Here is a 23,531-nt window from a genome sequence, read left to right as displayed (position 1 = left end):
GTGGCCATGCTTCAGGCTCCGTTCAGGGCGATCACCGCCGCTTCACGGCGTGCGCGTTCGGCGGCGAACACCATCAGGTGGCTCTCCAGCGCTTCGGCCGGGCCGGCCAGCACCTGGCTCGGATCGTTGGCGCGAATGGCCGCGATAAAGTGCTGCATCAGGTAGTAGTCGCCGCCGCCGTGGCCACCCATCGCGTGCAGATCCTGGCCGGCGTCGGTGTCGTAATGCGTTTCGCCGTCGTCGAGGAACGAGGTGATGCGGATATGGCGGCCGTCGCCTTCCAGGCAGCCGCGGCTGCCGAAGATGCGGGTGTGGCGATCTTCGTGGCGAGTGAAGGCCGTCATGGTGAACGACGCAGTGCGGCCGCCGGCGAACTGCATGTTGACCACCTGATGGTCGACCACGTTATTGTCGCAGCGGTAGACGCAGCGGCCGTAGGGCCCGTCGCGCAGCGCCGCCCGCAGCGTCGTCTGGTCGGGTTCCGGCGTCAGCACCCGCAGAAAACCGGGCGTGGCCTTGTGGTCGTCGCCCAGATAGATGCGTTTGGCGGAATAGGGACAGGCTGCCTCCACCGCACAATCCAGGCAGTTGTCCGCCGCGCCGGCCGGTTGGTTTTCCTGGTGGAAGTGGTGCAGGTTGCCGAAGGAGCTGACCTGTTCGCAGGGCTGTTCCATCACGTAGCGGATCCAGTCGATGTCGTGGCAGGATTTCTGCAACAGCATAAACGCGGCCTGTTGATCGTTGCGCCAGTTGCCGCGCACGAAGGAGTGCGCCTGATGCCAGTAGCCAACCGGTTCTAAGTGTTGCAGGCTGACGATGTCGCCGATCGCGCCATCGCGCAGCAGCTGTTTGAGCTTTTGGGTATAGCGGGTATAGCGCAGTACGTGGCCGACTGAGAAGATCAGCTTTTGGCGCACGACCTCGGCGACGATGGCCCGGCACTCGTCGGCGTCCGGCGACAGCGGTTTTTCCAGCAGCATGGCGTAGCCCTGACGGGCGAAGGCCAGCGCCGGCTCTAGGTGCATCTGATCCTGAGTGCAGATCAGCACCGCGTCGGCCAGCTTGCCGGCGTCGGCGGCCTGGCGCCAGTCGGTGAAGACGTTTTCCGGCGCGATGGCGTGCTGCACCACGAACGGCTCGCGGTAGGCATCGCGCGGTTCCGCCACCGCCACCACCTGCATCAAATCGGGGTGCGCCAGCGCATAGCGCGAGTAGATTTCACCGCGCGCACCGGCGCCGACGACCAGCACCCGCACCGGGCGCTGGGCAACGTTGTTGGGTTGTGTTGACGACATTGCTGATACTCCGCTGTTGTTATTTGAGGTTTTGGCCGCTGAGCTCGTCGAACAAATGCGCGCGCGCCAGATCGAATGCCAGATGAATGCTTTCGCCGAGGCGCGGCTCCCAGTCCGGCAGCGACGCCATGCGCAGCACGAAGCGCAGGTCAGCCAGTTCGCAGTGCAGCAACTCTTCGTTGCCCATGCGCTCGATGGTGACGATCTGCGCCGGGAAACAGTTGGCGCTGCCGGGCGCACACAGCCGCAGGGACTCCGGCCGGATGCCGAGACACACCCGCGCATGCGGGTAGTCGGCCAACTGCCGTTGCAGCGCCGGCGGCAGATCGAGCTGGTGCTGCAGGCCGATACGCAGCCGCACCGTTTGGCCGTCGCGCACGATCGCCAGATCGTGCAAATTCATCGACGGGCTGCCGATAAACTCGGCGACGAAACGGTTGGCGGGGTGGTGGTACAGATTGATCGGTTTATCCACCTGCATGATGGCGCCGCGATTCATCACGCAAATGCGATCGCCCATGGTCATCGCTTCGACCTGATCGTGGGTGACGTACACCATGGTGGCGGCGGCGCCTTCCTGCTTCAGCTGGTTGTGCAGTTCGATCAGCTGTACGCGCATCGACACTCGCAGCTTTGCGTCGAGGTTGGACAGCGGCTCATCGAACAGGAACACCTTGGGCTTGCGCACGATGGCTCGGCCGACCGCCACCCGCTGGCACTGGCCGCCGGAAAGCTGGCCCGGCTTGCGCTGCAGCAGGTTGGTGATCTCCAGTTTTTCCGCCGCGTCGCGCACCCGGCGGTCGATCTCGGCCTTGCTCTCTTTGCCGATCAGGCCGAACGCCATGTTCTTGTACACCGTCATGTGCGGGTACAGCGCATAGTTCTGGAACACCATGGCGATGCCGCGATCCTTCGGCATGCTGTCGTTGACGCAGCGATCGTGGATCAGGATCTGCCCCTCGCTGACGCTCTCCAGCCCGGCGATCATCCGCAGCAGGGTAGACTTAGCGCAGCCGGACGGGCCGACGAACACCATAAATTCCCCGTCTTCAATTTCCAGATCGACGCCGTGCAGCGCGTGGAAACCGTTGGGGTAGACTTTTTTAACGCTGTTTAACTGAATTCCGGCCATGTCGTTTACCTTGTCTGCGCGTTAGCCTTTCACCCCGGCGCTGGCGATGCCCTGGATGAAATAGCGTTGGAAAATAATGAACAGCATCAACATCGGGATCACCGCCATCAGCGCCCCGGCCATCAGCAACGGGTATTCCACCCCGGCGCGGCTGGAGAGCGAGGCGAGGCCAACCGGCAGCGTCAGCTTCTCGGTGGTGGTATTGACGATCAGCGGCCACATCAGGTTGTTCCAGCTCCACAGGCCATTGATGATGACGCAGGCGATAATGCCTGGCCGGATCAGCGGCAGCATGATGCGCCAGAAGATGGCGAAGTAGCTGTAGCCGTCGATCAAAGCCGCTTCTTCCATTTCCTTCGGTACCGCCAGGAAGAACTGGCGCAGCAGGAAGGTGGCGTAAACGCTGAAAATGCCCGGCAGCACCAACCCGGTGATGCTGTTGACCAGCCCCAGCTTCTGTACCACCAGGAATTGCGGGATCAGAAATGCCTGACCGGGCACCATCAGGATCGACACGCATACCAGAAACACCGCGTCACGGCCGCGAAAATGCAGGCGCGAGAAGCCATAGGCGGCAAGGGTAGCGATCGCCATCTGCAGGGTGACGGTGAAGAAAGTCGCCAGCAGCGAGTTGAGGTAAAAGCCGGCGAACGGGATTTCGTGCATCACCCGACCGTAGGCCTGCAGGCTAGGGTGCGCCGGCAGCAGCGTCAGCGGGATCTGAATGCTCTCGGCCTGGGTTTTCAGCGAGGTCACCAGCATCCAGATAAAGGGCACCACCGAGGCCAGCGCCGCCAGCCCCATAAACAGGTACACCAGCGTTTTCTTGCTTGCGTTCATGTGCAGCTCCTCAGCTGACTTTCAGGCGCTTGCCGATCGCCATTTGAATCAGGGTGATCACCAGCGTGACGGCGAACAGCACCACGGTGATGGCGGAAGCGTAGCCTTTTTCCTGCAGGTAAAACGCGTACTTGTAGAACAGGTTGGTGACGGTCATCACGTCGTTTTCCACCAGCGCGCGGTCGAACATCAGGAACACCACGTCGAAGATTTGCAGGATCTCGATAAAGCTCATCACCGACACGAAAAACAGCGTCGGCACCATCATCGGCAACGTGATACAGAAGAAGCGGCGCAGGGTGCCGATGCCGTCGATATCCGCCGCCTCGTACAGCTGGCGCGGAATGCTCTGCAGCCCGGCCAGCAAAATGATGATCTTCAGCGCCAGCGACGACCAGATGATGATGATGGACACGCTGATGCGCACCACGTCCGGATCGGACAGCCAGGCGACCGGCGCAATGTGCAGCAGGCCCAGCGCCTGGTTGATCAGGCCGAAATCCTTGTTGAACAGCCATTGCCACACCATGGCCACCGCCGCAGGCATGGTGACCGCCGGCAGGAACAGCAGGGTGCGCAGCAGGCCTTTGCCACGGATGTTCTGATTGAGGCCGATCGCCAGCAGCAGCGACAGGCTCAGGCTGATCGGTACGCACACCACCACGTAGAACAAGGTGTTGGCGGCGGCGGTGTAGAAGTCGTCGTCTTCGAACAGGTTGAGATAGTTATCGACGCTGATGCTGCTCCAGCGCATGAACTGGTTCAGATCGGTAAAGCTGTAAAAAATGTTTTGCAAAAAGGGGATCAGGTAAAACACCGTCACCCCCAACAACAGCGGCAGGATCATCACCCAGCCCCAGAAGCGTTCGGCGCGTTCGAGCCGATTGAGCGCGGGGCGGGCGGTGCGCCGGGATGGTTTCAGGGTGACCGTAGCCGTTTCTGCCAGCGACATGTTGCCATTCCTCACCTATGACGTTCATCGTGGGTCCACCGCGGCGCGCGCTCGGGGCTGCGCGCCGCGGCGGGGCGATTACTGCTCCATGACGCGCGCGATCTTCTTGACCGATTTGTCCATTTCCTGCTTAGCGTCCGCGCCCATAAAGATCTTCTTCAGGCTGGCGATCCACATGTTCTGCCACTTCGGCGTATTGGTGCCGGCGGTGGGGTAAGCCTGGGTCACTTCAAGGGTCTGGATATAAGGCGAAACGTCGACTTTCTGAATCTGCTGCGCCCAGACCTTGGCCGCCGTCTTGTTGGCCGGGATCACCACCTTGGCCAGCTCAGCCTGTGAGGCTTCGCTGCTCATGAAGGCAATATATTTCCAGGCGGCCTGCTTATGGGCGCTTTTGGCCGACATGGCGAAGGCCAGGCTGTGCGCCACGCCGGACTGCCGTTCAATTTTGGGCATCATCACCACGCCGATGTGGTCGTTGATCAGCGGGTTATTGGCGAACGGTGCCGCCAGCCAGGAACCGGCATAGACCATCGCCGCGCGGTTGGACTGGAAGATGTTCTCGGTTTTGACTTCGCTCATCTGCTGGGCGCTTGGCATCAGGCCGTCTTTCATCATGCCCTGCAGCTGCTGGTAGACCCAGAGGGATTTGTCGTTGGCGATGTCGGTGGGCTGGCCGTCTTTCGGCACGATGTGATTGCCGTTTTGGAACAGCAGGTTCATGTAGCTGTCCTGACCGTCGATGCTGAGATCCATCACCAGCGGGAAGGCCGTGCCTTTCAGCCCGTTTTTCAGCGCGGTAGCCTTGCTTTGCAGGTCGTCCCAGCTCCAGTCGCTGGTGGGGTAGCTGACGCCGGCCTGATCGAACAGTTTTTTGTTGTACCACACGGCGATGGAATCGACGTCGCGCGGGATGGCCATCTGCTGGCCGTCGTACTGGTAGGCTTTCACCGAGCTGGCGACCACGTCGTCCAGCTTAAGGCCGCTGTCTTTAATATAGGGTGCCAGCGGCTCCATAATGCCGTTTTTGGCGTACTGCACAAAATAAGGCATATTGATCCAGAATATATCCGGCGCCACGCCGCCGGCGGCTGCGGAATCTAATTTAACGAAATATTGTGCCGAGGGGGTTAATTCTATTTCTATTTTTATATCGGGGTTGGCCTGTTCAAAGCGATTGGCAATCTCCTGTTCGGCGGGTAATTGGTTTCTGTCCCAAACGGCATAGCGTAATGTTATTTTATCTGCGGCGTGGAGCAGCGTGGGTAATAATATTGCACTGGCAAGAATAGAGTGCGCCAGCAGGCGGCCGGTATTTTTTATTGGTGACATTGCTTTCCCCTCGGTGAGCGACGAATAGCGTTTTTCGCAACGTAAATTCTTTCTATCCCTTAACTTTCAATGTGTCAATACACCCCCGGATGCCCAAAAAAGGGGCGTGAATGTTTCATTGTTGTTAAAATCGAAAGGCTTTGGTGGCCAAGTGAAAGGTGTGTTTATTCACAATTCGTTAACCTTTTGGCGGGTTTTTTCCCCGGCGGCGCGGCATTTAGCGGCCTTCGCAGGCATAGGAATAACTGATAACCCTTGCACCATAATGGGGATTAAAAACATTTTTATTGTGCAAGCTACAGCTTCTTTCATTTTTGTGATGCAAATAAACAAAAAAATCTTGCTGTGGCTGTCAGAGGAGGGTGCAGGAACGTTTTTTATTGCCGGCTATTGTTTGTGACGATAAAAGACGCTAGCCTGAATTCCACAACACTTATTTATCCAAAATAAAGAGGGCAGAATATCATGCGCCTGTCTCTGATATTTACTCATTGCCTGGAGAAAGTATTTCATCGCCAAAATATGTCGCCCGTTGCCGTGGAAAATCGGCTGAGCGGGTTAAATAACGAAGTGCTTTCCTGGCAGGCAGTGTACTGTTTGCAAACCCCGGGCAACGAGACTCGCCATGAGCTCTGTTATCAACTTGACGGACCGCTGGCGGAGTATATCAGCGTGCGTCAGGTGCAATCGGTGCCGAGCGGTTTTCCCTGTTATCGCGAGACCGATGAGAATTACCTGACGACCGAGCCGGGCTTATTTCCCGATCCGCTGATGCCGCTGCCGCAACGGCGTTTTTTTGCCGCCTGCCGCTATTATGGCAGCCTGTGGCTGACCTTGACGCCGCCGGCCGACGCGCAACTGGCTGGCGACTTTCCGTTGACCCTGCGGCTGCGGGATGCCCAGAGCGGCGAGGCGCTGGCCGAGGCCACGCTGACGCTGCATCTGGTGCCGGCGGCGTTGCCGCCGCAAACGCTGTTGCACACCGAGTGGTTGCACACCGACTGCCTGGCGGATTACTACCGTCTGGCGGTGTTCAGCCCGGATTACTGGCGCGCGGTGCGCAACTTTGTGCGCTGTGCGGTGCAGGCCGGGGTTAATATGCTGCTGACGCCGCTGTTTACGCCGCCGCTGGATACCGCCGTCGGCGGTGAACGCACCACGGTGCAGTTGGTGAGGGTGTCGCGTTCGGCGCAGGGGTATGACTTCGATTTCAGCCGCCTGGCGCAGTGGATAGCGTTGGCGCAGGAAGAGGGCATCGAGCACTTCGAAATCGCGCCGCTGTTTACCCAATGGGGCGCGGCACATGCGCCGAAGATCGTGGTGGAGGAGCAGGGCGAGGCGCGACCGCTTTTCGGCTGGCACACCGATGCGCAGGGCGAAGCGTACCAGCGTTTTCTGCAGGCGCTGCTGCCGGCGTTGACCGCCTGGTTCCGCGAACGGGGGCTGGAACGGCAGGTGTGGTTCCATGTTTCCGATGAACCGACGCTGGACAACCTGGCGGCCTACCAGCGCGCCAGCGCCGCGCTACGCCCATTGCTGGATGGCTTTCGCACCTTCGATGCGCTGTCGGATTTCGCTTTCTATCAGCGAGGCCTGGTGGAAATCCCGGTCGCTGCCACCGATCATATCGAACCCTTTATCGAACACCGGGTGCCTGGCCTGTGGGCCTATTATTGCTGCGTACAGAAGACCGAGGTCGCCAACCGGTTCTTCGCCCAGCCTTCGGCGCGCAACCGCATATTGGGCGTGCAGCTCTATCTGTATCGCATCGCCGGCTTCCTGCATTGGGGATTCAACTTCTATAACAGCGCCCATTCGCGCGAACGCATCAACCCTTATGCCGTGACCGACAGCGGCCATGCGTTTCCTTCCGGCGACCCGTTCGTGGTCTATCCGGGCGAGGATCTGCAGCCGGTGGAATCGCTGCGTCTGCGGGTGCTGCACCAGGGGCTACAGGATATGCGCGCGCTGCAGCTGTTGGAGAGTTTGACCGACAGGGCGACGGTGGAGGGGCTGATCGAACGCGAACTGGGCATGCGCATCACCTTCAAGCGTTATCCGCACCAGGCCGGGCCGCTGCTGCGCCTGCGAGAAGCGGTGAACCGCCGCATCGAAGCGTTGTTGGCGCCGATGTGAGGGCAAGTGGGGGCGAAAATGCGTCTTTCGCTCCCAAATCGCCATTACTTTGCTATACCTGATAGTCGATGGATTCATTTTATTGTCATGTAACTGACACGTCAGAGTCACGGCTCTGGCTTAAGTTTGCAGCGACTACGTCAGGAGATAACGCGATGTTCAGCCTGGATTCTCTGTTGCAAGATGCATTTCCACACCGCAATACCCCTGCCTGGCAGCGCAGCCTGCTAAGAACCCTTCTCTTCGAAAAAGAATTCAAACAGTTCGCTGCCGACTATCCCCACCTGAAAGGGCTCGATCTGATCGAGCAGGTGGTGGACTACTTCAACCTCAGCTGCGAGCTGGTGGACGGCGATCTGGAAAACATCCCGAGCCAGGGGCCGGTGGTGCTCGTGGCCAATCACCCGATCGGGTCGCTCGACGGCCTGGTGCTGCTGCGTGCCGTCGCGGCGGTACGTCCGGATGTGAAAGTGGTGGCCAGCCAGCTGCTGACCTACATCGAGCCGCTGCGCAACCTGTTCGTGCCGGTGGATAACGTCGCTTATAAAACCAGCCGCAAACAGATTGAAGGGATGCAGCAGCAACTGGACAATCAGGGCGCGCTGATCCTGTTCCCGGCTGGCGAAGTGTCGCGCATGAGCCCGAAAGGCATCCGCGATGGCCACTGGCATACCGGCTTTCTGCGCCTGGCCGCCAAGGCGCGCGCGCCGATCGTGCCAATCCACATCAGCGCGCGCAACAGCAACCTGTTCTACTTTACCTCGCTGGTTTATCGGCCGCTGTCGACGCTGCTGCTGGTGCGTGAAATGTTCCAGCAGCGGGGCGGGCGCATCAAGATCCGCGTCGGCGGCCGTGTGCCGTTCGCCAGCTGGCACGACGGCCACACCAGCGCCAAGGATCTGGCGGAGCGCTTTCGCCGCCACGTCTATCGCCTGGGCCAGGGCAAACCGGGGCTGTTCGCCAGCGAGTCGCCGATCGCGCTGCCGGAAGAGCGTCTGGAGCTGAAAAAGGCGTTGGCGAACTGCGAACGGTTGGGGGTAACGCCGGACGGTAAAACCATCTACCTCTATCGCCGCCGTGACGAAGCGCGTACGCCAATCCTGCGCGAGCTGGGGCGCCTGCGCGAGATCGCCTTCCGCGCGGTGGGGGAAGGATCCGGCCGCCGCCGCGATCTGGATAGCTACGACGACGATTACTACCACCTGGTGCTGTGGGATGAGGAAGAGCTGGAGATCGTCGGCGCCTATCGTTTTATTCCCACCGCCGAACAAATCGAACGCAAAGGGCTGGAAAGCATCTATAGCAACAGCCTGTTCCATTACGACCGCGATATGGAACCGATCCTGGCGCAGGGCATCGAACTGGGGCGCAGCTTCATTCAGCCGGCCTATTGGGGCAAGCGCGGGCTGGACTATTTGTGGCTGGGCATCGGCGCCTATCTGTCGAAATACCCGCAATATCGCTATCTGTTCGGCCCGGTGTCGATCTCCGGCGGCATGCCGCTGGCGGCGCGCGATTTGCTGATCGCCTTCTACCGGCTCTATTTCTCGCCGGATCACGCCTTCGCGCAGTCGCGCCGGCCTTATCCGGCGTCGCTGCCGCAGGTGTTGGCGCAGTTTGCCGGAGACAACTACCAGGAAGATCTGGTACGGCTGAAGAGCCTGCTCAGCAACATCGGCTGCTCGATCCCGACGCTGTACAAGCAATACACCGAGCTGTGCGAACCGGGTGGGGTGCAGTTCATCGACTTCGGCACCGATCCGGCGTTCAACAACTGTATCGACGGACTGGTGCTGGTGGATACCACGCGGCTCAAGCCGTCGCGCTATCAGCGTTATATCGCGGTGCACCAGCCACAGCCAGCCGAGACGGCATGACTACAGTCTGACTCATGCCTTTTTGATCTAAGCACGACCTTGGGGCCGGCGACGGGATAGCGCTACGATAAACGTTTTGCTTTCCACCGCCGGAGCCCGTCATGCCCCATTCGTTTATCCCGCCGTTATTGTCCGCCGATGAACCGCCCGCAGCTGCCGTTGAAATCCCGCGCGGCAAAGCGCCTTTTTTGCTGCTGTGCGATCACGCCGGCAAGGCGATACCGCAGTCCCTTGGCGACCTCGGTTTGCCGCCGGGGGAGATTGAACGCCACATCGGCTGGGATATCGGCGCGCTGAGCGTGTCGCGCCATCTGAGCCGCCAACTGGACGCCACGCTGATCCATCAGCGTTACTCACGGCTGGTGATCGACTGCAACCGGGCGCCCGGCATCGCCAGCTCGATCCCGCCTTTGTCCGAACTGACGCCCATCCCCGGCAATATCGGCATCGACGGCGAACACGCGCTGGCGCGCGAGCGTGAGGTATTTTTGCCGTATCACCACGCCATCGACGATCATCTGGGGCAACGCCAACTGCGCGAACTGCCGACGGCGGTGATCGCCATGCACAGCTTCACGCCGGTGTTCAAGGGCGAATCGCGCCCCTGGCAGGTGGGCCTGCTGTTTAACCGCTACCCGGAATTTGCGCTGCTGCTGGCCGAACTGCTGCGCGAAGAGGGGGATTTGCAGGTGGGGATCAACGAACCCTATGCGATGACCGACGCCACCGACTACACGTTGCCGGTGCATGCGGAACGTCGCGGTTTGCCTTATGTCGGCATCGAAATCCGCCAGGATCTGATCGCCGATGAACGCGGGCAGCAGGCGTGGGCGAAACGTTTCGCACGCCTGCTGCCGCAGGCCTGGCAACGCTGGCAAATTTGACTTTAGGAATATTCCCAGAGATGATAACCGTAAGGAATACGTAATACGTCATTAGAAAAAAAGTCAGGAGAGACGTGTGGAGCACAGCGATAACGGACTGTTTATCAAACGGGAGCGTTTTGAAGTTCTGGCGATTCTGCGTGAAATTTGCAAACAACGCACGCCGCTGCGCGTAGAAAATCAGCAGCACCGGTTTCAAAGTCTGTTATTGAGCGTCGGGCCGGACAATATCGTGTTTAGCGGTGAGGAAGCGGAAAATGCCATCGACGGCGCCTGCACCATCGTGATTGAAAGCAACGACGCCAAAATCGAGTTTTCCGTCGGCCAGGCGGAACTGACCGAACATCAAGGCGTCCAGGCCTGCTCGACCCGGCTGCCGCAGGAGTTGGTCTACATCCAGCGCCGCCGTCAGTTCCGCATCACCACGCCACACTGGCGCCAATTCTTCTGTACCGGCGAATACCCGGACGGTACGCCTTATGAGCTGCGGATCCACGATCTGTCTGCCGGCGGCGTCGGTTTGCGCTTCGACGGGCCGCTACCGGATTTCTTCCAGCCGGGCCTGCAGTTCAAGAAAGCGGAGCTGGATCTGGGCAGCTACGGCAGCTTCAAGGTCAACATGGAGCTGGTGGTGGTCAACGACGATCAGGAAACCGACGATAACGATCAGGTGGTGCACTTCTCGCGCCTGTCATGCCGTTTCCTCAAGCTGGGGTTGGCGATGGAGCGCAAAATTCAGAGCGCCGTGTTCGCCTTCGAGCTGGATTTCAACAAAAAGAAAAAACGCTGATAGTGATCAGGGGCGGCACGCTGCCCCTGACTCTTCACCGGTCTTACGGCTTTAACGCCCGCAGGCTGCCGATTTCCTCCCAACAGAAATGTGCCGCTTCGGCCAGCACGTCGCACACTTCCCCCCCGGCGGCGACCACGGCCGCGTCGAGCGCAGCGCCGTGCAGCAGATGGCTGACCAGCAATGCGGCGAACAGATCGCCGGTGCCTTTGACCGCCGATTTAACCTTCGGATGGGTAAAGCACTGTGTTTCCTGCCGGGTGACCAGCATCAATCCCACCTCGTCTTCGTGCTGCGTGACGCCCGGTGCGCTGGTGACCAGCACCCATTCGGTGGTGTCGTTCAACAGCGCCTGCGCGGCGTGCTGCGTCTGCTCCCGGCTGCTCAGTTGTCGGCCGCACAGCTGTTCCAGTTCAAAGCCGTTCGGCGTCAGGCCGTTGGCCAGCCGCAGGAACGGCGATCGATAGCAGTTGACGATGCGCTCATCCACGTAGATCCCTTCACCGTAATCGCCCATCACCGGATCGATATAGATTTTTATCTGAGGATTGAGCGAGCGCACCCGCTGCAGCCAGTTGGCCAGAATATGGCACTGCATCACATCGCCCAGGTAGCCGACAATCACCGCCCGGGTGCGCTTCATCACGCCGCGGGCAATCAGATCGTCGAGAAAGCCGCCGAACCACTCGCCGGAAATGACGCCGCCGTGCGGCTTGCCGTAATAGGGCGGGCAGCCGAACAGCACGCTCGGCACCTGCAGCGCTTCCAGCCCCTTTTTCAGCAGGGCGCGGTAGGCGATGCCGTTGCCGACGCTGCCGTAGACCACCTGAGATTGAATGCTGATCACGTCGATGGACGGTGACCGCAAGGGTGAAGACTGTTGCATGAGTTACATCCTTGGTTCGTTATTATCCAGCCAGCGTGCGAACACCTGCCGCGCGCGTTGTTCCAGCTGTGCGCCGTGGCGCGCCGCCTGTTCGCGCAGGCTCTGGGGCGCAACGCCGGCCAGTTCCAGCTCGCAGGCATGGCCAATCAGCCAGCGTTCGATATCGCGATGATCCGCCTCCAGATGGAACTGCAGGCCGAGCGCGAACCCCTGATAGTCGAAAGCCTGATGTGGGCAAATCGCCGTGCCGGCCAGGCAGCGGGCACCGTCCGGGATCATGAACATATCGCCGTGCCAATGCAGCACCGGCGTATCGGCCAGCGGGGCCAGCACCGAGTCGTCTTCCGCCGCGAGCGTGCTCAGCGGGGCGAAGCCGATCTCTTTGACGCCGAGCGAGATCACGTCGGCGCCCAGTGCCTGGGCGATCACCTGCGCGCCGAGACAAACCCCGAGGGTCGGTCGCTGCTGCGCCAGGCGCTGTTTGACCAGCGCTAATTCATGGTCGAGAAAATCATAGCGCTGCTCACCGGAAAAGTGTTGGGCGGCGCTGATCGGCCCGCCGAGCACTACCAACAGATCGGTCTCTTCATTATTGATAGCACGAATATCATCGCGGCCGGCATCGTAATAGTCGATCTGATAGCCGCGCAGCGAGAGCAGGGAACCGAGGATACCCAGATTTTCAAAATTGACGTGTCGAATGGCGACGGCTTTTTTCATTGTTCAACCTCGCTAGCGTGAGTGAAAGGGGTCAGCGCCAGCGACTCGCCCAGCACAGTGATGCCTTGCGCACCGCTCTGGTAGACGATGCGACGTTCGCTGACCTGGCTGAGCTGCACCTGATAACCCTGAGCGGCCGGGAACAGCGCGCACGCCTGTTCCAGCTGATCGGCTGCCCAGGGAGTGAACATCTGCAGGCGGGCAAAGGCTTTTCCTGCATACTGAATGTCGAGCACGTAATGTTTATCCATGGAACCCCTTACTTTTGGCCGCGGAAACGGGTAATCTATTTTGAACTAGTACAAAAGGATTTATGTATGAATTCATTGTATGCAAAAGGCGGCGGCGCTGTCCAGATTGCCGAGCAGATCGCCGCACGCATCAAAGACGGCGCGCTGCGGCCAGGTGAGCTGTTGCCGCCGGTACGCCAACTGGCGGCGGAGCTGGAGGTCAATCCGAATACCGTCGCCAGCGCTTACGCCCGATTGCGCGACGCCGGTCTGGTGGCGACGCGCGGGCGGGCCGGAACGGTGGTGCTGGAGCCGCCGCTGGCGGCGGTGAGTGCGGCCTATGTGCCGCGTCAGGTGCCTGCAGGGATGTGCGATCTGGCCAGCGGTAACCTGGATGCCGCATTGTTGCCGGTGCTGGCGCTTGGCACGGCGGAGGTGTTCCCGCAGCAAAACGGCTATGACATCAGCGGTGATCTGCCGATATTGACCGGTCTGGGTCGCGAGTGGCTCGGCCGCCAGGGCGTCGCGCTGGGGGAGCCGGCGGTGTTCTCCGGCGCGCTGGATGCGATGGAAAAGGCGCTGCGCTGCCATGTGCAGCCGGGCGCGGCGGTGTGGGTGGAAGATCCCTGCTGGCCGCCGCTATTGACGCTGTTGCGCCACCTGCGCCTGCGGCCGCTGCCGCTGGCGGTAGATGAACAGGGCTGTCGGTTGCCGGAAAGTGGGGCGGCCGCTGCGGTGATCCTGACGCCGCGCGCCCACAATCCGACCGGCGCCTCGCTCTCTGCGCAACGCGCGCAGCAGTGGCGGCGTTTTCTGCTCGACAACCCGCAGTGTCTGGCGATCGTCGACGATTTCTGGGGGCCGCTGTCGCAGCAGCCGCTGCATCTGCCGTTCGACGGCGATCGCGGCCTGTACGTGCTGTCGCTGAGCAAGTTTCTCAGCCCGGATCTGCGTATCGCGCTGGCCTGCGGCGACCCGACGTTGCTGCAGGCGATGCGCGCCGATCAGTACATCAGCGAACGCTGGGTCAGCCATATCTTGCAGCAGATCGCCGCCAGACTGTGGGAACAGGCGTTGCAGGAAGGGCAACTGCAGCGGGCTCAACAGGCGTATCAGGCCAGAAGGGATGAACTGGTACAGCGGCTCAATACGTTGAATCACACGGCGCTGGCGGCGGGTGAAGGGCTGCATCTGTGGTTGCCGGTGAGATCAGAAACCGCCGCCGCGCAGCTGATGGCGCAGCGGGGGTGGTTGGTGCAGGGCGGTGAACCTTTCCGCCTGAAGGGCGGCCCGGCGCTCCGCGTCAGCCTGGCTAACGTCACGCCGGCGCAGTTGGCGCCGCTGGCGCAGGATCTGACCGACGCCATGCGGGCCAGCGCGGCGATCAACTAGGCCGGCGTCAGGCTCTCCTCCGCCAGCAGCTGTAGCGAAGTGAGCCGGGCGCTCGGTTCGCCGATCGGCGTGTCGATGATGAACTCGTCCACGTCGTACCGCTGCTGCAGCTGCGCCAGTTGCTGATGTACCTGCGGCGCGGTACCAAGCAGGATATGGCTTTCCCGCGGCTCGATGCGGTAGTCGGTCGCGCCGGCCTGCTGCACGAAACTCTCTGCCTGCGCCAGGCTACCGACGGTCACGCTCTGCTCACCGGCGACGTGCACGCGGTATTGCTGAATATCCGCCGCCAGCGTCGCGGCCTGCTCCGGGCTCTGCGCCACGATCGCCGCCACCGCCAGCAGCGCCTTGCGGCCGCCGCTCAGTGCGGTGTAGTGCGCCAGCGCCTCGCGGATATCTTGCGGATTGCCGTTCAGATGCGCGGCAAACACGAAGGCCCAGCCGGATTCGGCCGCCAGCGTCGCGCTCTCTTTACTGGCGCCGAGCAGAAAGCGCTGGGCGGCGTGCGGCGGCAGCGGTGTGGCGCTCAGGCCCGGTTCGGCGTCGTCGTTCAGGTAGGCGGTCAGCTGCGACAGCTGCTGCGGGAATGCCGGTTTGTTTTGTCGGTCATGGGCGGCCTGCAGCGCCTGGGTGGCGAGCGGCAGCCCGCCGGGCGCTTTGCCTACCCCGAGATCGACGCGCCCCGGCGCCAGCGCCGCCAGCAGGTTAAAGTTTTCGGCTACCTTGTAGGCGCTGTAGTGTTGCAGCATCACGCCGCCAGAGCCGATGCGAATGCGCGACGTCTGGCCGAGCAGGTAGCCGATCAGTATTTCCGGCGACGGGCAGGCGAGCTGCGGCGTGTTGTGGTGTTCCGCCAGCCAGAAACGCCGATAGCCCCAGCGTTCCGCCTGTTGCGCCAGATGCAGCGTGCGCGCCAACGCCTGCGCGGCGCTTTCCCCGTCGGCGATCGGACTTTTTTCCAATATGCTCAAGGCATAAGCCATTTTCCCGCTCCTTTGATCATCAGATATGCCTGACAAATACCATGCGGGCGGCGTGAGGCTTAATACTGATTGGCGATAGGATATTCCATTGATCCAAAACGGATTTGGATATGCGTGGGACGGTAAAGCGCCACGGTGTTACCCCTCGAGCCAGGCCTTCAGGCGAATGGCGTCACGGTAGTGGCCGTAGCGCGGCTGCGCGCCGAGCAGGATCATCACCACCGGTTGGCCTTTGATGGTGGTGCGCATCACCAGGCAGTGACCGGCCTCGTCGGTAAAGCCGGTTTTCTGCAGCTGGATCTTCCAGGCCGGGTTATTGATTAAGCCATTGGAGCTGCGGTAGACCAGTTGGCCGCGACCGGGGCGTACGATCTGCTGCTTGTCGGTGCTGAAGCGGCGGATCGACTGATAGCGATAGGCGTGATTGACCATCTTCAGCAGATCGTTGGCGCTCGCCACGTTGCGCGGCGTCAGCCCGGTCGGATCGTAGAAGCGGGCGCGTTTCATGCCGATGGCGCGCGCTTTCTGATTCATTTTCGCCACGAAGGCCTTGCGCCCGCCGGGATAGCTGCGGCTCAGCGCCGCGGCAGCGCGGTTCTCCGAAGACATCAGGGCGATGTGCAGCATGTCGCGGCGGCTGAGCACCGAGCCGATGGTCAGCCGCGAATGGGTTTTCTTCAGCAGATCGCGATCGGCGGCGGTGACTTTGAGCTTGCTGCCCATCGGACGTTTGCTGTCCAGGGCGACCATGGCGGTCATCAGCTTGGTGAGCGAGGCGATCGGCAGTACGCGGTTCGGCTGCTTCTGATAGAGGGTCTTTCCGGTGCGTTGATTGACGACCAGCACCGATTTGGCATTCAGCACCAGCGGTGGCGCAGCGGCATACACGGGCGCCAAAACGAACAGCAGGCTGAACAGAAGGGCGGCGCCGAAGCGCCGGACAGGCAGACGGAGAAAAGCGTGAGATAAAAGCATAACGGCGGAAATAGTGACCCTAAGTGATTAAAAAATATCAAAAGAGTCTGCCCGGCAAATGTGAAGGAAATAGGGCGATAATCGCTCAAACTGTTACAACAATCCCTTTTGCTGCAGCGTGAAGCGGGTAGCCTCGTTCAAATCGTAGTCCCCCAGGCGCTCGCGCGGCACCCAGGCGTAGTCGTCGAACTCGTCGTTGATCGTTACGTCGCGGTTGGCGGCATGGCAGTCGAAAATCAGGTAAATCATGTAGATTTGCTCCTGGCGGCCGTCGGCGTAGGTTTTCATGCGCACGTCGTCGCGGAAGGTCCAGGGCGTGATGTTGTCGAGGATCAGCGCGGCGCCCAGCTCTTCGCGTACTTCGCGCCGCAGCGCTTGCTCTATCTGTTCACCCGGCTCGACGCCGCCGCCGGACAGCGCCCACTGGCCGGGAAACACGCCTTTGTGCGCCGCCATTTTGCACAGCAGGAAGGCGTTATCGTTTTCAATCAGCGGGCAAACAATGATGCGTTGGCGCATGGAAGACTCCTGTCAAAATGGAAAACAACCACTTTAACATGGGGTTTGGCACAGTAGCGTGAGAGAAATCAAAGCGTTGTCCTCGTACAGAGAAGCGGCAACCGCTTCTCTGCGCTAAGGTCAGTAGATTTCCGGCACCACCATGTTGTCCGGCACCGGGCTACGGTGGTATTCCGGGCTGCGTTTGCGCTGCGGCAGCGTGATGACGTTGCCTTCGGCCTCCTCATAAGGCACCTGCTGCAGCAGGTGAGTGATGCAGTTCAAGCGGGCCTTTTTCTTGTCGACGCCCTGAACTACCCACCAGGGTGCCTCGGCAATGTTAGTGCGCGCTAACATGACCTCTTTGGCTTCGGTGTAGTCTTCCCAGCGGCGGCGGCTTTCCAGATCCATTGGGCTGAGCTTCCACTGTTTGAGCGGATCGTGAATGCGGCTGAGGAACCGCAGCTCCTGCTCGTCATCGGTGATCGAAAACCAATATTTGACGATTTGGATGCCGCTGCGCGTCAGCATTTTTTCGAATTCCGGCACGCTGCGGAAAAACTCCTCATACTCTTCGTCGTTGCAAAAGCCCATCACGCGTTCCACGCCGGCGCGGTTATACCAGCTGCGGTCGAACAGCACCATTTCGCCGGCGGCGGGCAGATGCGCGATGTAACGCTGAAAATACCACTGGGTGCGTTCGCGATCGTTTGGCGCCGGCAGCGCCGCCACGCGGCAAGTGCGCGGGTTGAGGCGCTGGGTGATGCGTTTGATCACGCCACCCTTGCCGGCGGCGTCGCGGCCTTCGAAGATGATCACCAGCCGGTGGCCGGTGCGCATCACCCAATCCTGCAGCTTCACCAGTTCGCCCTGCAGGCGCAGCAGTTCGCGGAAGTATTGTTTGCGCCAGGCTTTTTTCGCGTCGCTGTCGACTTCTGCCGTGTCGAAGCGCAGGTCGTCCAGCTCCATTTCCAGCTCTTCATCGTAGCTGTCGTAAAATTCTTGCAGCAGGCGCTGGTTGAAACCGTCATCGCGGTTGAATTCATGCATGGTCATCAGATTTTCTCCGTATCAGCCCGGTGTTAGAAATGGTTGAAGATCCAGTACAGCACCGCCGACAGCAGCACCGAGGCCGGCAGCGTCAGCACCCAGGCCATCAGTAGATTACGCAGGGTGGCCATCTGCAGGCCGGAGCGGTTGGCGGCCATGGTGCCGGCGATGCCGGACGAGAGTACGTGAGTGGTCGAAACCGGCAAACCGAAGGCGTCGGCCGCGCCGATGGTGGTCATCGCCACCAGTTCGGCGCTGGCGCCCTGGGCGTAGGTCAGGTGCGATTTACCGATCTTTTCGCCCACCGTCACCACGATACGGCGCCAGCCGACCATGGTGCCGAGCCCCAGTGCAATCGCCACCACCACTTTCACCCAGAAGGGAATGAAGCGGGTGGCGTTATCGAGTTCACCCTTCAGCGCGTCGAGGTTGCGCTGCGCATCGGGATTGATCTGCAGCTGACGCTCTGCTTTGAGGTGCTTGATGGTCTCGGACGCCAGGTACATGTCGTTGCGGGTGTTCGACACCGCCTGCGCCGGGATCTTGTCGACCGAGCCGTACTGACGGATTTGATCGCCGATCGCGCCGGCCAGCTGCGCCAGCGCCGGTACGACTTCCGGCGTCAGTTCGCTGGTGCGCACATAGCCGGTCAACACCTCACGCGGCGGGGTTTGGCCGCCGGCCGGGAACTGGCGCAGCAGCTCGTTTTTGGTCACCTCCGCCAGCGCCGCCACCCGGGGGATCTGCTCCGGCGGCATCGAACGGTTCAGGGCGTAGGCGATCGGCATGGTGCCCACCAGGATCAGCATGATAAGGCCCATGCCTTTCTGCCCGTCGTTGGAGCCGTGGGCAAAGGAAACGCCGGTGCAGGTGAGGATCAGCAGCCCGCGGATCCACAGCGGCGGCGGGGTATTGCCTTTAGGCGCGCTGTACAACTGGCGGTTCTTGACGAACAGCTTTAGCACCAGCAGCAGCAGGCCGGCGAACACGAAGCCGATCACCGGCGACAGCAGCAGCGCATAGCCCACCTTGATCGCCTGGCCCCAGTCCACGCCGCTGGTGCCGGTGCGCCCGTGGATCAGGGCATTGGCCACGCCGACGCCGATAATCGAGCCGATGAGCGTATGCGACGACGAGGCGGGCAGCCCGAGCCACCAGGTGCCGAGGTTCCAGATGATGGCGGAGAACAGCAGGGCGTACACCATGGCGAAACCGTTGCCGGTGCCGGCTTGCAGGATCAGCTCGACCGGCAGCAGTGAAATGATGCCGAAGGCCACCACGCCGCTGGAGAGCAACACGCCGAGAAAGTTGAAGAAACCGGACCACACCACGGCGACCATCGGCGACAGCGAGTGGGTGTAAATCACCGTCGCGACCGCATTGGCGGTATCGTGGAAGCCGTTGACGAATTCAAAGCCCAGCGCGATCAGCAGCGCCAGCCCCAATAATAAAAACGGAATGTAACTGGTATAGACGGCGCCGGCATCGCTGACGTCGTTAAATAAGTTCACCCCGGCAAACGCGATCCCCAGAATTAATAAGAAAACAAAAAAAAGAACAGTGAGTCGACTGTTCTTTTGATGCAGTTTGGGCAGGCTGGATGCGGCCGGCACACCCGTTTGAACGGCGCTGTTATCGCTCATAATGACCTTCCTGAAAGGATTGAATGCGGTAGCTGTCGCCTGAAAAGTATTCTGAATGAATGTGGCCTTTTTATGACGAAAATATTAATCATCGGGAACGGCGAAAATCATTAACGCCGATAAATAAAGATTGTTATAACAGCGGGGAAGGTCTTGGGTTAACGGCAACAGGCAGGATATGGCGTTATGGTGCAACGGTTAGCGGAAAAGATGCACAAGCTGGATTTTGATGATGAGGTGACCGGGCTGATCTACGGCCATGTGTTCCGCTCCGGTGAGGTGCCGGCGCGCCTGAACTCGCAGCAGGTTTGTCAGGCCTACCAAGCGTTGCCGCCCGGCGACGGTTTTGTCTGGCTGCACCTCAATCTCAACCACGCGGCGGCGGAGAAGTGGTTGAAAAACCATTTCGCCATTTCCGATTTTTTCTTTCACGAGATCCGCCACGGCTCCCACACCACGCGCATCGAGCGCCAGGGCGACGATCTGTTCGCCGTACTCAACGACGTGATTTTCCACCCCGAGGACAGTAACCCGGAAACGGCGACGCTGTGGCTCTATTGCTGCCGTGGGCTGGTGGTCACCGTGCGTCACAAACCGGTGCGACTGATTGAACGGCTGCTCGGCCGCCTGACGGCGCTGCAGCTGGCGTCGTCTACCGAGCTGCTGGCGCACCTGCTGGAAGAGCAGGAAGACGTACTGGAACAGGTGGTGCGGCAGGCCAACCAGTATGTCGATACCATCGAGGATCGTCTGTTGACTCGACGCGTTAAACGCAACCGCGCCGAGCTGGGGCGCATGCGCCGCATGTTATTGCGCTTTCAACGTCTGCTGGCGCCGGAACCGGCCGCGCTGTTTCGCCTGTTGAACCGGCCGCCGACCTGGCTGAGCCGTGAGGTGGTGCAGGATCTGCGGCAGTTTACCGAAGAGTTCACCGTGGTGTTGAACGATCTGGCCAGTTTGACCGAACGCATTCGGCTGCTGCAGGAGGAGCTGAGCGCCAAGCTGATGGAGCAGAATAACCGCACGCTTTATACGCTGACGGTGATCACCGTGCTGGCATTGCCGATCAATATCGTCGCCGGTTTCTTCGGCATGAACGTGGGGGGGATCCCGCTGGCCAGCAATCACCACGGTTTTATCCTGCTGGTGTTGCTGGTCGGCAGTTTTACGCTGATCGCCGGTTATTTGGCGTTCAGGCGCAGGGACGAGACGTAATTACAGGCGGGCGCGGTACTCTTCTTCCAGCCGGGCATGGGTGCTCCAGAACGGCTGCGGCGCCCGGTCGTGCAGGCGATCCAGCAGGATATCCAGATGAGTGTGCCAGCCGCCGGCGACGCTGAGCATCTCGTCGCGGTTGGCCAAGCGCCGGTGGGTGACCGTCAGCAGCACCGCGTTTCCCTGTTCCGTCAGTTCGAAAGTCACCTCGGAAGGGCGGCCCTGATCCTGTTCGGCCCAGGTAAAGCTCAGCAGACGCGGCGGGAACAGGCAGGTGATGTGGCCGCGGTTGCTGACGCAGCCGCCGTGCTGTTTGTACTTGGCCGGCGGTTGTTCGTGCTCGCCCGCCAGATCGGAGTTGCGAAACTCCAGCTCCAGCGGCGCGCCGTTTTCCAACTTCATGGCGCCGGCCGCCAGCCAGGTGGCGCGCTTGTCGGATTCGGTCAGGTAAGCCCACACCCGCTCGATGGGCCCGGGCAGCAAGCGCTGGATGCGCAGCGTGCCGGGTTCGATAATCATGCCGTAATCATTCATGGTTCACTCCTTGGGAGGAAGCTGTTCGGGCTGCAGCAGCGCCTGTTCGAGCGCATCCAGCCGTTCAGTCCAAAAATGTTCATAGGTTTGCAGCCAGTGCATGGCCTGCGCCATAGGCTCGGGTTCGAGCCGGCAGATATGGTTTCTTCCTTGCACGGTGCGTTGCACCAGGCCCGCATGTTCCAGTGCTTTCACGTGCTTGGAGGCGCCGGCGAACGACATCTGCAACGGCGCGGCCAGTTCGCCGATGCTGCGCTCACCGCCGGCCAGCGCGCGTAACATCGAACGGCGGGTCGGGTCGGCCAGCGCATGAAAAATGGCGTCCAGCTGTGAGGAAGATAATTCAACCATATGGTTGAATATAGAACAGGTGGGCTAATATTCAACCGTTTTGTTGAATATTTTTTTGCCCCGGCGAGAAACCGGGGCGAGGATCAGGCGCAGGTGTGCGCCAGCAGGGCGTTGAGCAACACGTCGGCGCCTGCGGCGGCCCAGGCGGGGGTGATATCTTCCCGCTCGTTGTGGCTGATGCCGTCCACGCAGGGAATGAAAATCATGGCGGTCGGGGCGACGCGGTTAAGGTAACAGGCATCGTGGCCGGCGCCGGAAATCATGTCGCGATGGCGATAGCCCAATGCTTGCGCGGCGTGGCGTACGCTGTCGATGCAGCCCCGATCAAAAGCGATAGGGGGATACTGGAAGATGCGGTCGGCGCGGGCGGTCAGACCGTCGCCGTTGACGTGGTTTACCGCCGTCAGCAGACGCTGCTCCATCTGCTCCAGGGTAGACTCTTGCGGATGGCGGAATTCGACGCTGAAAAAGACGCGTCCCGGCACCACGTTGCGTGAATTGGGGGTAATTTGCGCCATGCCCACCGTGGCGCGCGCATCGGGCGCAAAATCCCAACCGATGCGGTTGACCGCCGTGACCAGCGCCGTAAAGCCCAGCAGGGCATCGCGGCGCCGATCCATTGGCGTGGTGCCGGCATGGGCGCTGAAGCCGACGACCTCCAGCTCATACCAGCGCTGCCCTTGTGCGGCGGTCACCACGCCGATGTCGAGATGTTCCGCTTCCAGAATCGGCCCCTGTTCGATGTGCAGTTCGAAGGCGGCGTGGATCGGCGTGCCGCCCACCGGGTGCTCGCCGGCGTAACCAATGCGTTCCAGTGCGTCGCCAAGGCTGACGCCGTGCTCGTCGCGGCGCGTCAGGCCGTATTCCAGGTCGAATACCCCGGCGAACACGCCCGAGGCGATCATCGCCGGCGCGAAGCGCGCGCCTTCTTCGTTGGTCCAGTTGATCACTTCAATCGGGCGTTCGGTGACGATCTGCCGATCGTTAAGGGTACGAATAACCTCTAATCCGGCCAGCACGCCGTAGATGCCGTCGAAACGGCCGCCGCGGGGCTGCGAATCACCGTGCGAGCCGGTGACGACCGGCGCCAGCTCGGGGCGAGCGCCTTCACGCCGCAGGAACATGTTGCCCATTTTGTCGACGCGTACGCTGCAACCCGCCTCCAGCGCCCAGGCGCGCAGCTGATCGCGCGCTTGCCGATCTTCTTCACTCAGCGCCAGCCGGGTGACGCCGTTATTGGCGATGGCGCCGAACTGCGCCATCGTCTGCAGGCTTTGCCACAGGCGCTCGCCGTTGACTCGATACGTCATTGTTCTTCTCCCGACGTTTTGGCGGTGTAGCGAAAATCGCAGCAGGGGGCGCCGGACATGATGGTTTGGCTGCGCTGCAGGTCAACCTCTGGGGCATAGCCGACGATGAACTGGCTGTCGCGGGCGCAGGAGAGCAGGTGGCCGATCTCCCCCAGCCCCATCTCGTGATACATCTCGGCGTAGCGGCAGCGGGTGACGTTATAGTCGAAGTGCTGCGCATCCTGGTTGATCACCTCGACGCGCAGCGCATCGTCTTTTTCCCACAGGTACTGCAAGGCGGCGAAGCTGCGCAGATCCGCGCCGTTCGGTTCCTGGGCGGCGAACTGTTTGCCCGCCTCGATGGCGGCATTCTCGATGGCTTCGCCGATCACTGCCTGAGCGCGCGTCTTGCCGATTTCACGCACCAGGATCTGGTAGATCGGTTTGATGATTTCCGCCTCAATCTTTCTGCGGGCCAAAATGCCCAATTCGTTATTTGCACAGCTCATCGCCTTGCTCCTCTTGAT

Annotated in this window: 24 protein-coding genes; 7 read left to right on the top strand and 17 right to left on the bottom strand. The window is 60.9% G+C overall.

The window, feature by feature from the left end; all coding sequences use genetic code 11:
- Positions 1 to 11: 11 nt before the first annotated feature.
- The 5 genes from FOT55_RS18130 to FOT55_RS18110 all read right to left on the bottom strand — a co-directional run bounded on the left by FOT55_RS18130 (position 12) and on the right by FOT55_RS18110 (position 5,551).
- A complete protein-coding gene (locus FOT55_RS18130; protein WP_025302957.1) occupies positions 12 to 1,295 on the bottom strand; it encodes a Gfo/Idh/MocA family protein in 1,284 nt (427 codons plus the stop codon).
- Between the two features lie 19 nt (positions 1,296 to 1,314).
- The gene (locus FOT55_RS18125) at positions 1,315 to 2,427 is read right to left on the bottom strand and encodes an ABC transporter ATP-binding protein (RefSeq protein ID WP_147823850.1); all 1,113 of its coding nucleotides are present in this window, start codon (positions 2,425 to 2,427) and stop codon (positions 1,315 to 1,317) included.
- A 21-nt stretch (positions 2,428 to 2,448) separates the two neighbouring features.
- Positions 2,449 to 3,267, bottom strand: a complete 819-nt coding sequence (locus FOT55_RS18120) for a carbohydrate ABC transporter permease (protein WP_004938251.1) — start codon at positions 3,265 to 3,267, stop codon at positions 2,449 to 2,451.
- Positions 3,268 to 3,277: 10 nt separating this feature from the next.
- The gene (locus FOT55_RS18115) at positions 3,278 to 4,219 is read right to left on the bottom strand and encodes a carbohydrate ABC transporter permease (RefSeq protein WP_025302955.1); all 942 of its coding nucleotides are present in this window, start codon (positions 4,217 to 4,219) and stop codon (positions 3,278 to 3,280) included.
- Between the two features lie 78 nt (positions 4,220 to 4,297).
- The gene (locus tag FOT55_RS18110; protein ID WP_147823849.1) at positions 4,298 to 5,551 is read right to left on the bottom strand and encodes an ABC transporter substrate-binding protein; all 1,254 of its coding nucleotides are present in this window, start codon (positions 5,549 to 5,551) and stop codon (positions 4,298 to 4,300) included.
- A 106-nt stretch (positions 5,552 to 5,657) separates the two neighbouring features.
- Between FOT55_RS18110 and FOT55_RS18105 the strand changes: the two genes are divergently transcribed.
- From FOT55_RS18105 to FOT55_RS18085, 5 genes are all read left to right on the top strand, one after another.
- On the top strand, positions 5,658 to 5,951 hold the full coding sequence (locus FOT55_RS18105; protein WP_147823848.1) for a hypothetical protein: 294 nt from the start codon (positions 5,658 to 5,660) through the stop codon (positions 5,949 to 5,951).
- A 65-nt stretch (positions 5,952 to 6,016) separates the two neighbouring features.
- A complete protein-coding gene (locus tag FOT55_RS18100; RefSeq protein WP_147823847.1) occupies positions 6,017 to 7,687 on the top strand; it encodes a DUF4091 domain-containing protein in 1,671 nt (556 codons plus the stop codon).
- Between the two features lie 155 nt (positions 7,688 to 7,842).
- Complete coding sequence (gene olsF / locus FOT55_RS18095) at positions 7,843 to 9,564, top strand: ornithine lipid synthase OlsF (RefSeq protein ID WP_025302952.1); 1,722 nt, start codon at positions 7,843 to 7,845, stop codon at positions 9,562 to 9,564.
- A gap of 101 nt (positions 9,565 to 9,665) precedes the next feature.
- On the top strand, positions 9,666 to 10,448 hold the full coding sequence (locus FOT55_RS18090; protein ID WP_025302951.1) for an N-formylglutamate amidohydrolase: 783 nt from the start codon (positions 9,666 to 9,668) through the stop codon (positions 10,446 to 10,448).
- A 76-nt stretch (positions 10,449 to 10,524) separates the two neighbouring features.
- Complete coding sequence (locus tag FOT55_RS18085) at positions 10,525 to 11,238, top strand: flagellar brake protein (protein WP_025302950.1); 714 nt, start codon at positions 10,525 to 10,527, stop codon at positions 11,236 to 11,238.
- A gap of 43 nt (positions 11,239 to 11,281) precedes the next feature.
- Here FOT55_RS18085 and pdxY read toward each other — a convergent pair whose 3' ends face one another.
- The 3 genes from pdxY to FOT55_RS18070 are packed head-to-tail and all read right to left on the bottom strand — an operon-like array spanning position 11,282 to position 13,095.
- The gene (gene pdxY, locus FOT55_RS18080) at positions 11,282 to 12,124 is read right to left on the bottom strand and encodes a pyridoxal kinase (protein ID WP_147823846.1); all 843 of its coding nucleotides are present in this window, start codon (positions 12,122 to 12,124) and stop codon (positions 11,282 to 11,284) included.
- Between the two features lie 3 nt (positions 12,125 to 12,127).
- A complete protein-coding gene (locus FOT55_RS18075) occupies positions 12,128 to 12,844 on the bottom strand; it encodes a glutamine amidotransferase (RefSeq protein ID WP_147823845.1) in 717 nt (238 codons plus the stop codon).
- Positions 12,841 to 13,095, bottom strand: a complete 255-nt coding sequence (locus FOT55_RS18070) for a hypothetical protein (RefSeq protein WP_025302947.1) — start codon at positions 13,093 to 13,095, stop codon at positions 12,841 to 12,843. Before FOT55_RS18070 ends, FOT55_RS18075 begins: the two co-directional genes overlap by 4 nt.
- A gap of 66 nt (positions 13,096 to 13,161) precedes the next feature.
- Here FOT55_RS18070 and FOT55_RS18065 point away from each other — a divergent pair, with 66 nt between their 5' ends.
- Positions 13,162 to 14,466, top strand: a complete 1,305-nt coding sequence (locus FOT55_RS18065) for an aminotransferase class I/II-fold pyridoxal phosphate-dependent enzyme (RefSeq protein WP_147823844.1) — start codon at positions 13,162 to 13,164, stop codon at positions 14,464 to 14,466.
- Here FOT55_RS18065 and FOT55_RS18060 read toward each other — a convergent pair.
- The 5 genes from FOT55_RS18060 to FOT55_RS18040 form a co-directional block, all read right to left on the bottom strand.
- Positions 14,463 to 15,449, bottom strand: a complete 987-nt coding sequence (locus FOT55_RS18060; protein ID WP_043143445.1) for an MsnO8 family LLM class oxidoreductase — start codon at positions 15,447 to 15,449, stop codon at positions 14,463 to 14,465. The genes FOT55_RS18065 and FOT55_RS18060 overlap by 4 nt on opposite strands.
- A 138-nt stretch (positions 15,450 to 15,587) precedes the next feature.
- Complete coding sequence (pbpG, locus tag FOT55_RS18055; RefSeq protein WP_049295686.1) at positions 15,588 to 16,424, bottom strand: D-alanyl-D-alanine endopeptidase; 837 nt, start codon at positions 16,422 to 16,424, stop codon at positions 15,588 to 15,590.
- 93 nt (positions 16,425 to 16,517) lie between these two features.
- Positions 16,518 to 16,943 (bottom strand): nucleoside triphosphatase NudI, encoded by a 426-nt coding sequence (gene nudI, locus FOT55_RS18050; RefSeq protein WP_060433134.1) that lies wholly within the window; start codon positions 16,941 to 16,943, stop codon positions 16,518 to 16,520.
- A 120-nt stretch (positions 16,944 to 17,063) separates the two neighbouring features.
- Positions 17,064 to 17,978, bottom strand: coding sequence for a polyphosphate kinase 2 (ppk2, locus tag FOT55_RS18045; protein ID WP_060433133.1), 915 nt, complete (start codon positions 17,976 to 17,978; stop codon positions 17,064 to 17,066).
- Between the two features lie 26 nt (positions 17,979 to 18,004).
- Entirely contained in the window at positions 18,005 to 19,615 is a 1,611-nt protein-coding gene (locus tag FOT55_RS18040; RefSeq protein WP_060433132.1) for an inorganic phosphate transporter, read from the bottom strand.
- 186 nt (positions 19,616 to 19,801) lie between these two features.
- Here FOT55_RS18040 and FOT55_RS18035 point away from each other — a divergent pair, with 186 nt between their 5' ends.
- Positions 19,802 to 20,830 (top strand): transporter, encoded by a 1,029-nt coding sequence (locus FOT55_RS18035; RefSeq protein WP_043143451.1) that lies wholly within the window; start codon positions 19,802 to 19,804, stop codon positions 20,828 to 20,830.
- On the opposite strand, the gene FOT55_RS18030 is transcribed toward FOT55_RS18035, so the two are convergent.
- The 4 genes from FOT55_RS18030 to FOT55_RS18015 all read right to left on the bottom strand — a co-directional run bounded on the left by FOT55_RS18030 (position 20,831) and on the right by FOT55_RS18015 (position 23,513).
- Entirely contained in the window at positions 20,831 to 21,364 is a 534-nt protein-coding gene (locus FOT55_RS18030) for an SRPBCC family protein (protein ID WP_016927616.1), read from the bottom strand.
- Positions 21,365 to 21,367: 3 nt separating this feature from the next.
- Positions 21,368 to 21,715: an ArsR/SmtB family transcription factor gene (locus tag FOT55_RS18025; protein WP_004938187.1), complete on the bottom strand. Its 348-nt coding sequence runs from the start codon at positions 21,713 to 21,715 to the stop codon at positions 21,368 to 21,370.
- 83 nt (positions 21,716 to 21,798) lie between these two features.
- On the bottom strand, positions 21,799 to 23,025 hold the full coding sequence (locus tag FOT55_RS18020; protein WP_060447726.1) for a Zn-dependent hydrolase: 1,227 nt from the start codon (positions 23,023 to 23,025) through the stop codon (positions 21,799 to 21,801).
- Positions 23,022 to 23,513: an L-2-amino-thiazoline-4-carboxylic acid hydrolase gene (locus tag FOT55_RS18015; protein WP_049205643.1), complete on the bottom strand. Its 492-nt coding sequence runs from the start codon at positions 23,511 to 23,513 to the stop codon at positions 23,022 to 23,024. Before FOT55_RS18015 ends, FOT55_RS18020 begins: the two co-directional genes overlap by 4 nt.
- Positions 23,514 to 23,531 lie beyond the last annotated feature (18 nt).

It is taken from the genome of Serratia bockelmannii (genome assembly GCF_008011855.1).
GTDB lineage: Bacteria > Pseudomonadota > Gammaproteobacteria > Enterobacterales > Enterobacteriaceae > Serratia > Serratia bockelmannii.
The sequence above is the reverse complement of the archived record's forward strand: the minus strand, read 5'-3'. Positions and strand labels throughout refer to the sequence as shown.

What these genes read in the sequence shown, in the direction of transcription:
- FOT55_RS18130 (WP_025302957.1), bottom strand. Translation starts at nt 1,295, where the DNA reads ATGTCGTCAACACAACCCAACAACGTTGCCCAGCGCCCGGTGCGGGTG.
- FOT55_RS18125 (WP_147823850.1), bottom strand. Translation starts at nt 2,427, where the DNA reads ATGGCCGGAATTCAGTTAAACAGCGTTAAAAAAGTCTACCCCAACGGT.
- FOT55_RS18120 (WP_004938251.1), bottom strand. Translation starts at nt 3,267, where the DNA reads ATGAACGCAAGCAAGAAAACGCTGGTGTACCTGTTTATGGGGCTGGCG.
- FOT55_RS18115 (WP_025302955.1), bottom strand. Translation starts at nt 4,219, where the DNA reads ATGTCGCTGGCAGAAACGGCTACGGTCACCCTGAAACCATCCCGGCGC.
- FOT55_RS18110 (WP_147823849.1), bottom strand. Translation starts at nt 5,551, where the DNA reads ATGTCACCAATAAAAAATACCGGCCGCCTGCTGGCGCACTCTATTCTT.
- FOT55_RS18100 (WP_147823847.1), top strand. Translation starts at nt 6,017, where the DNA reads ATGCGCCTGTCTCTGATATTTACTCATTGCCTGGAGAAAGTATTTCAT.
- olsF (WP_025302952.1), top strand. Translation starts at nt 7,843, where the DNA reads ATGTTCAGCCTGGATTCTCTGTTGCAAGATGCATTTCCACACCGCAAT.
- FOT55_RS18090 (WP_025302951.1), top strand. Translation starts at nt 9,666, where the DNA reads ATGCCCCATTCGTTTATCCCGCCGTTATTGTCCGCCGATGAACCGCCC.
- pdxY (WP_147823846.1), bottom strand. Translation starts at nt 12,124, where the DNA reads ATGCAACAGTCTTCACCCTTGCGGTCACCGTCCATCGACGTGATCAGC.
- FOT55_RS18075 (WP_147823845.1), bottom strand. Translation starts at nt 12,844, where the DNA reads ATGAAAAAAGCCGTCGCCATTCGACACGTCAATTTTGAAAATCTGGGT.
- FOT55_RS18070 (WP_025302947.1), bottom strand. Translation starts at nt 13,095, where the DNA reads ATGGATAAACATTACGTGCTCGACATTCAGTATGCAGGAAAAGCCTTT.
- FOT55_RS18065 (WP_147823844.1), top strand. Translation starts at nt 13,162, where the DNA reads ATGAATTCATTGTATGCAAAAGGCGGCGGCGCTGTCCAGATTGCCGAG.
- FOT55_RS18060 (WP_043143445.1), bottom strand. Translation starts at nt 15,449, where the DNA reads ATGGCTTATGCCTTGAGCATATTGGAAAAAAGTCCGATCGCCGACGGG.
- pbpG (WP_049295686.1), bottom strand. Translation starts at nt 16,424, where the DNA reads ATGCTTTTATCTCACGCTTTTCTCCGTCTGCCTGTCCGGCGCTTCGGC.
- nudI (WP_060433134.1), bottom strand. Translation starts at nt 16,943, where the DNA reads ATGCGCCAACGCATCATTGTTTGCCCGCTGATTGAAAACGATAACGCC.
- ppk2 (WP_060433133.1), bottom strand. Translation starts at nt 17,978, where the DNA reads ATGACCATGCATGAATTCAACCGCGATGACGGTTTCAACCAGCGCCTG.
- FOT55_RS18040 (WP_060433132.1), bottom strand. Translation starts at nt 19,615, where the DNA reads ATGAGCGATAACAGCGCCGTTCAAACGGGTGTGCCGGCCGCATCCAGC.
- FOT55_RS18035 (WP_043143451.1), top strand. Translation starts at nt 19,802, where the DNA reads ATGGTGCAACGGTTAGCGGAAAAGATGCACAAGCTGGATTTTGATGAT.
- FOT55_RS18030 (WP_016927616.1), bottom strand. Translation starts at nt 21,364, where the DNA reads ATGAATGATTACGGCATGATTATCGAACCCGGCACGCTGCGCATCCAG.
- FOT55_RS18025 (WP_004938187.1), bottom strand. Translation starts at nt 21,715, where the DNA reads ATGGTTGAATTATCTTCCTCACAGCTGGACGCCATTTTTCATGCGCTG.
- FOT55_RS18020 (WP_060447726.1), bottom strand. Translation starts at nt 23,025, where the DNA reads ATGACGTATCGAGTCAACGGCGAGCGCCTGTGGCAAAGCCTGCAGACG.
- FOT55_RS18015 (WP_049205643.1), bottom strand. Translation starts at nt 23,513, where the DNA reads ATGAGCTGTGCAAATAACGAATTGGGCATTTTGGCCCGCAGAAAGATT.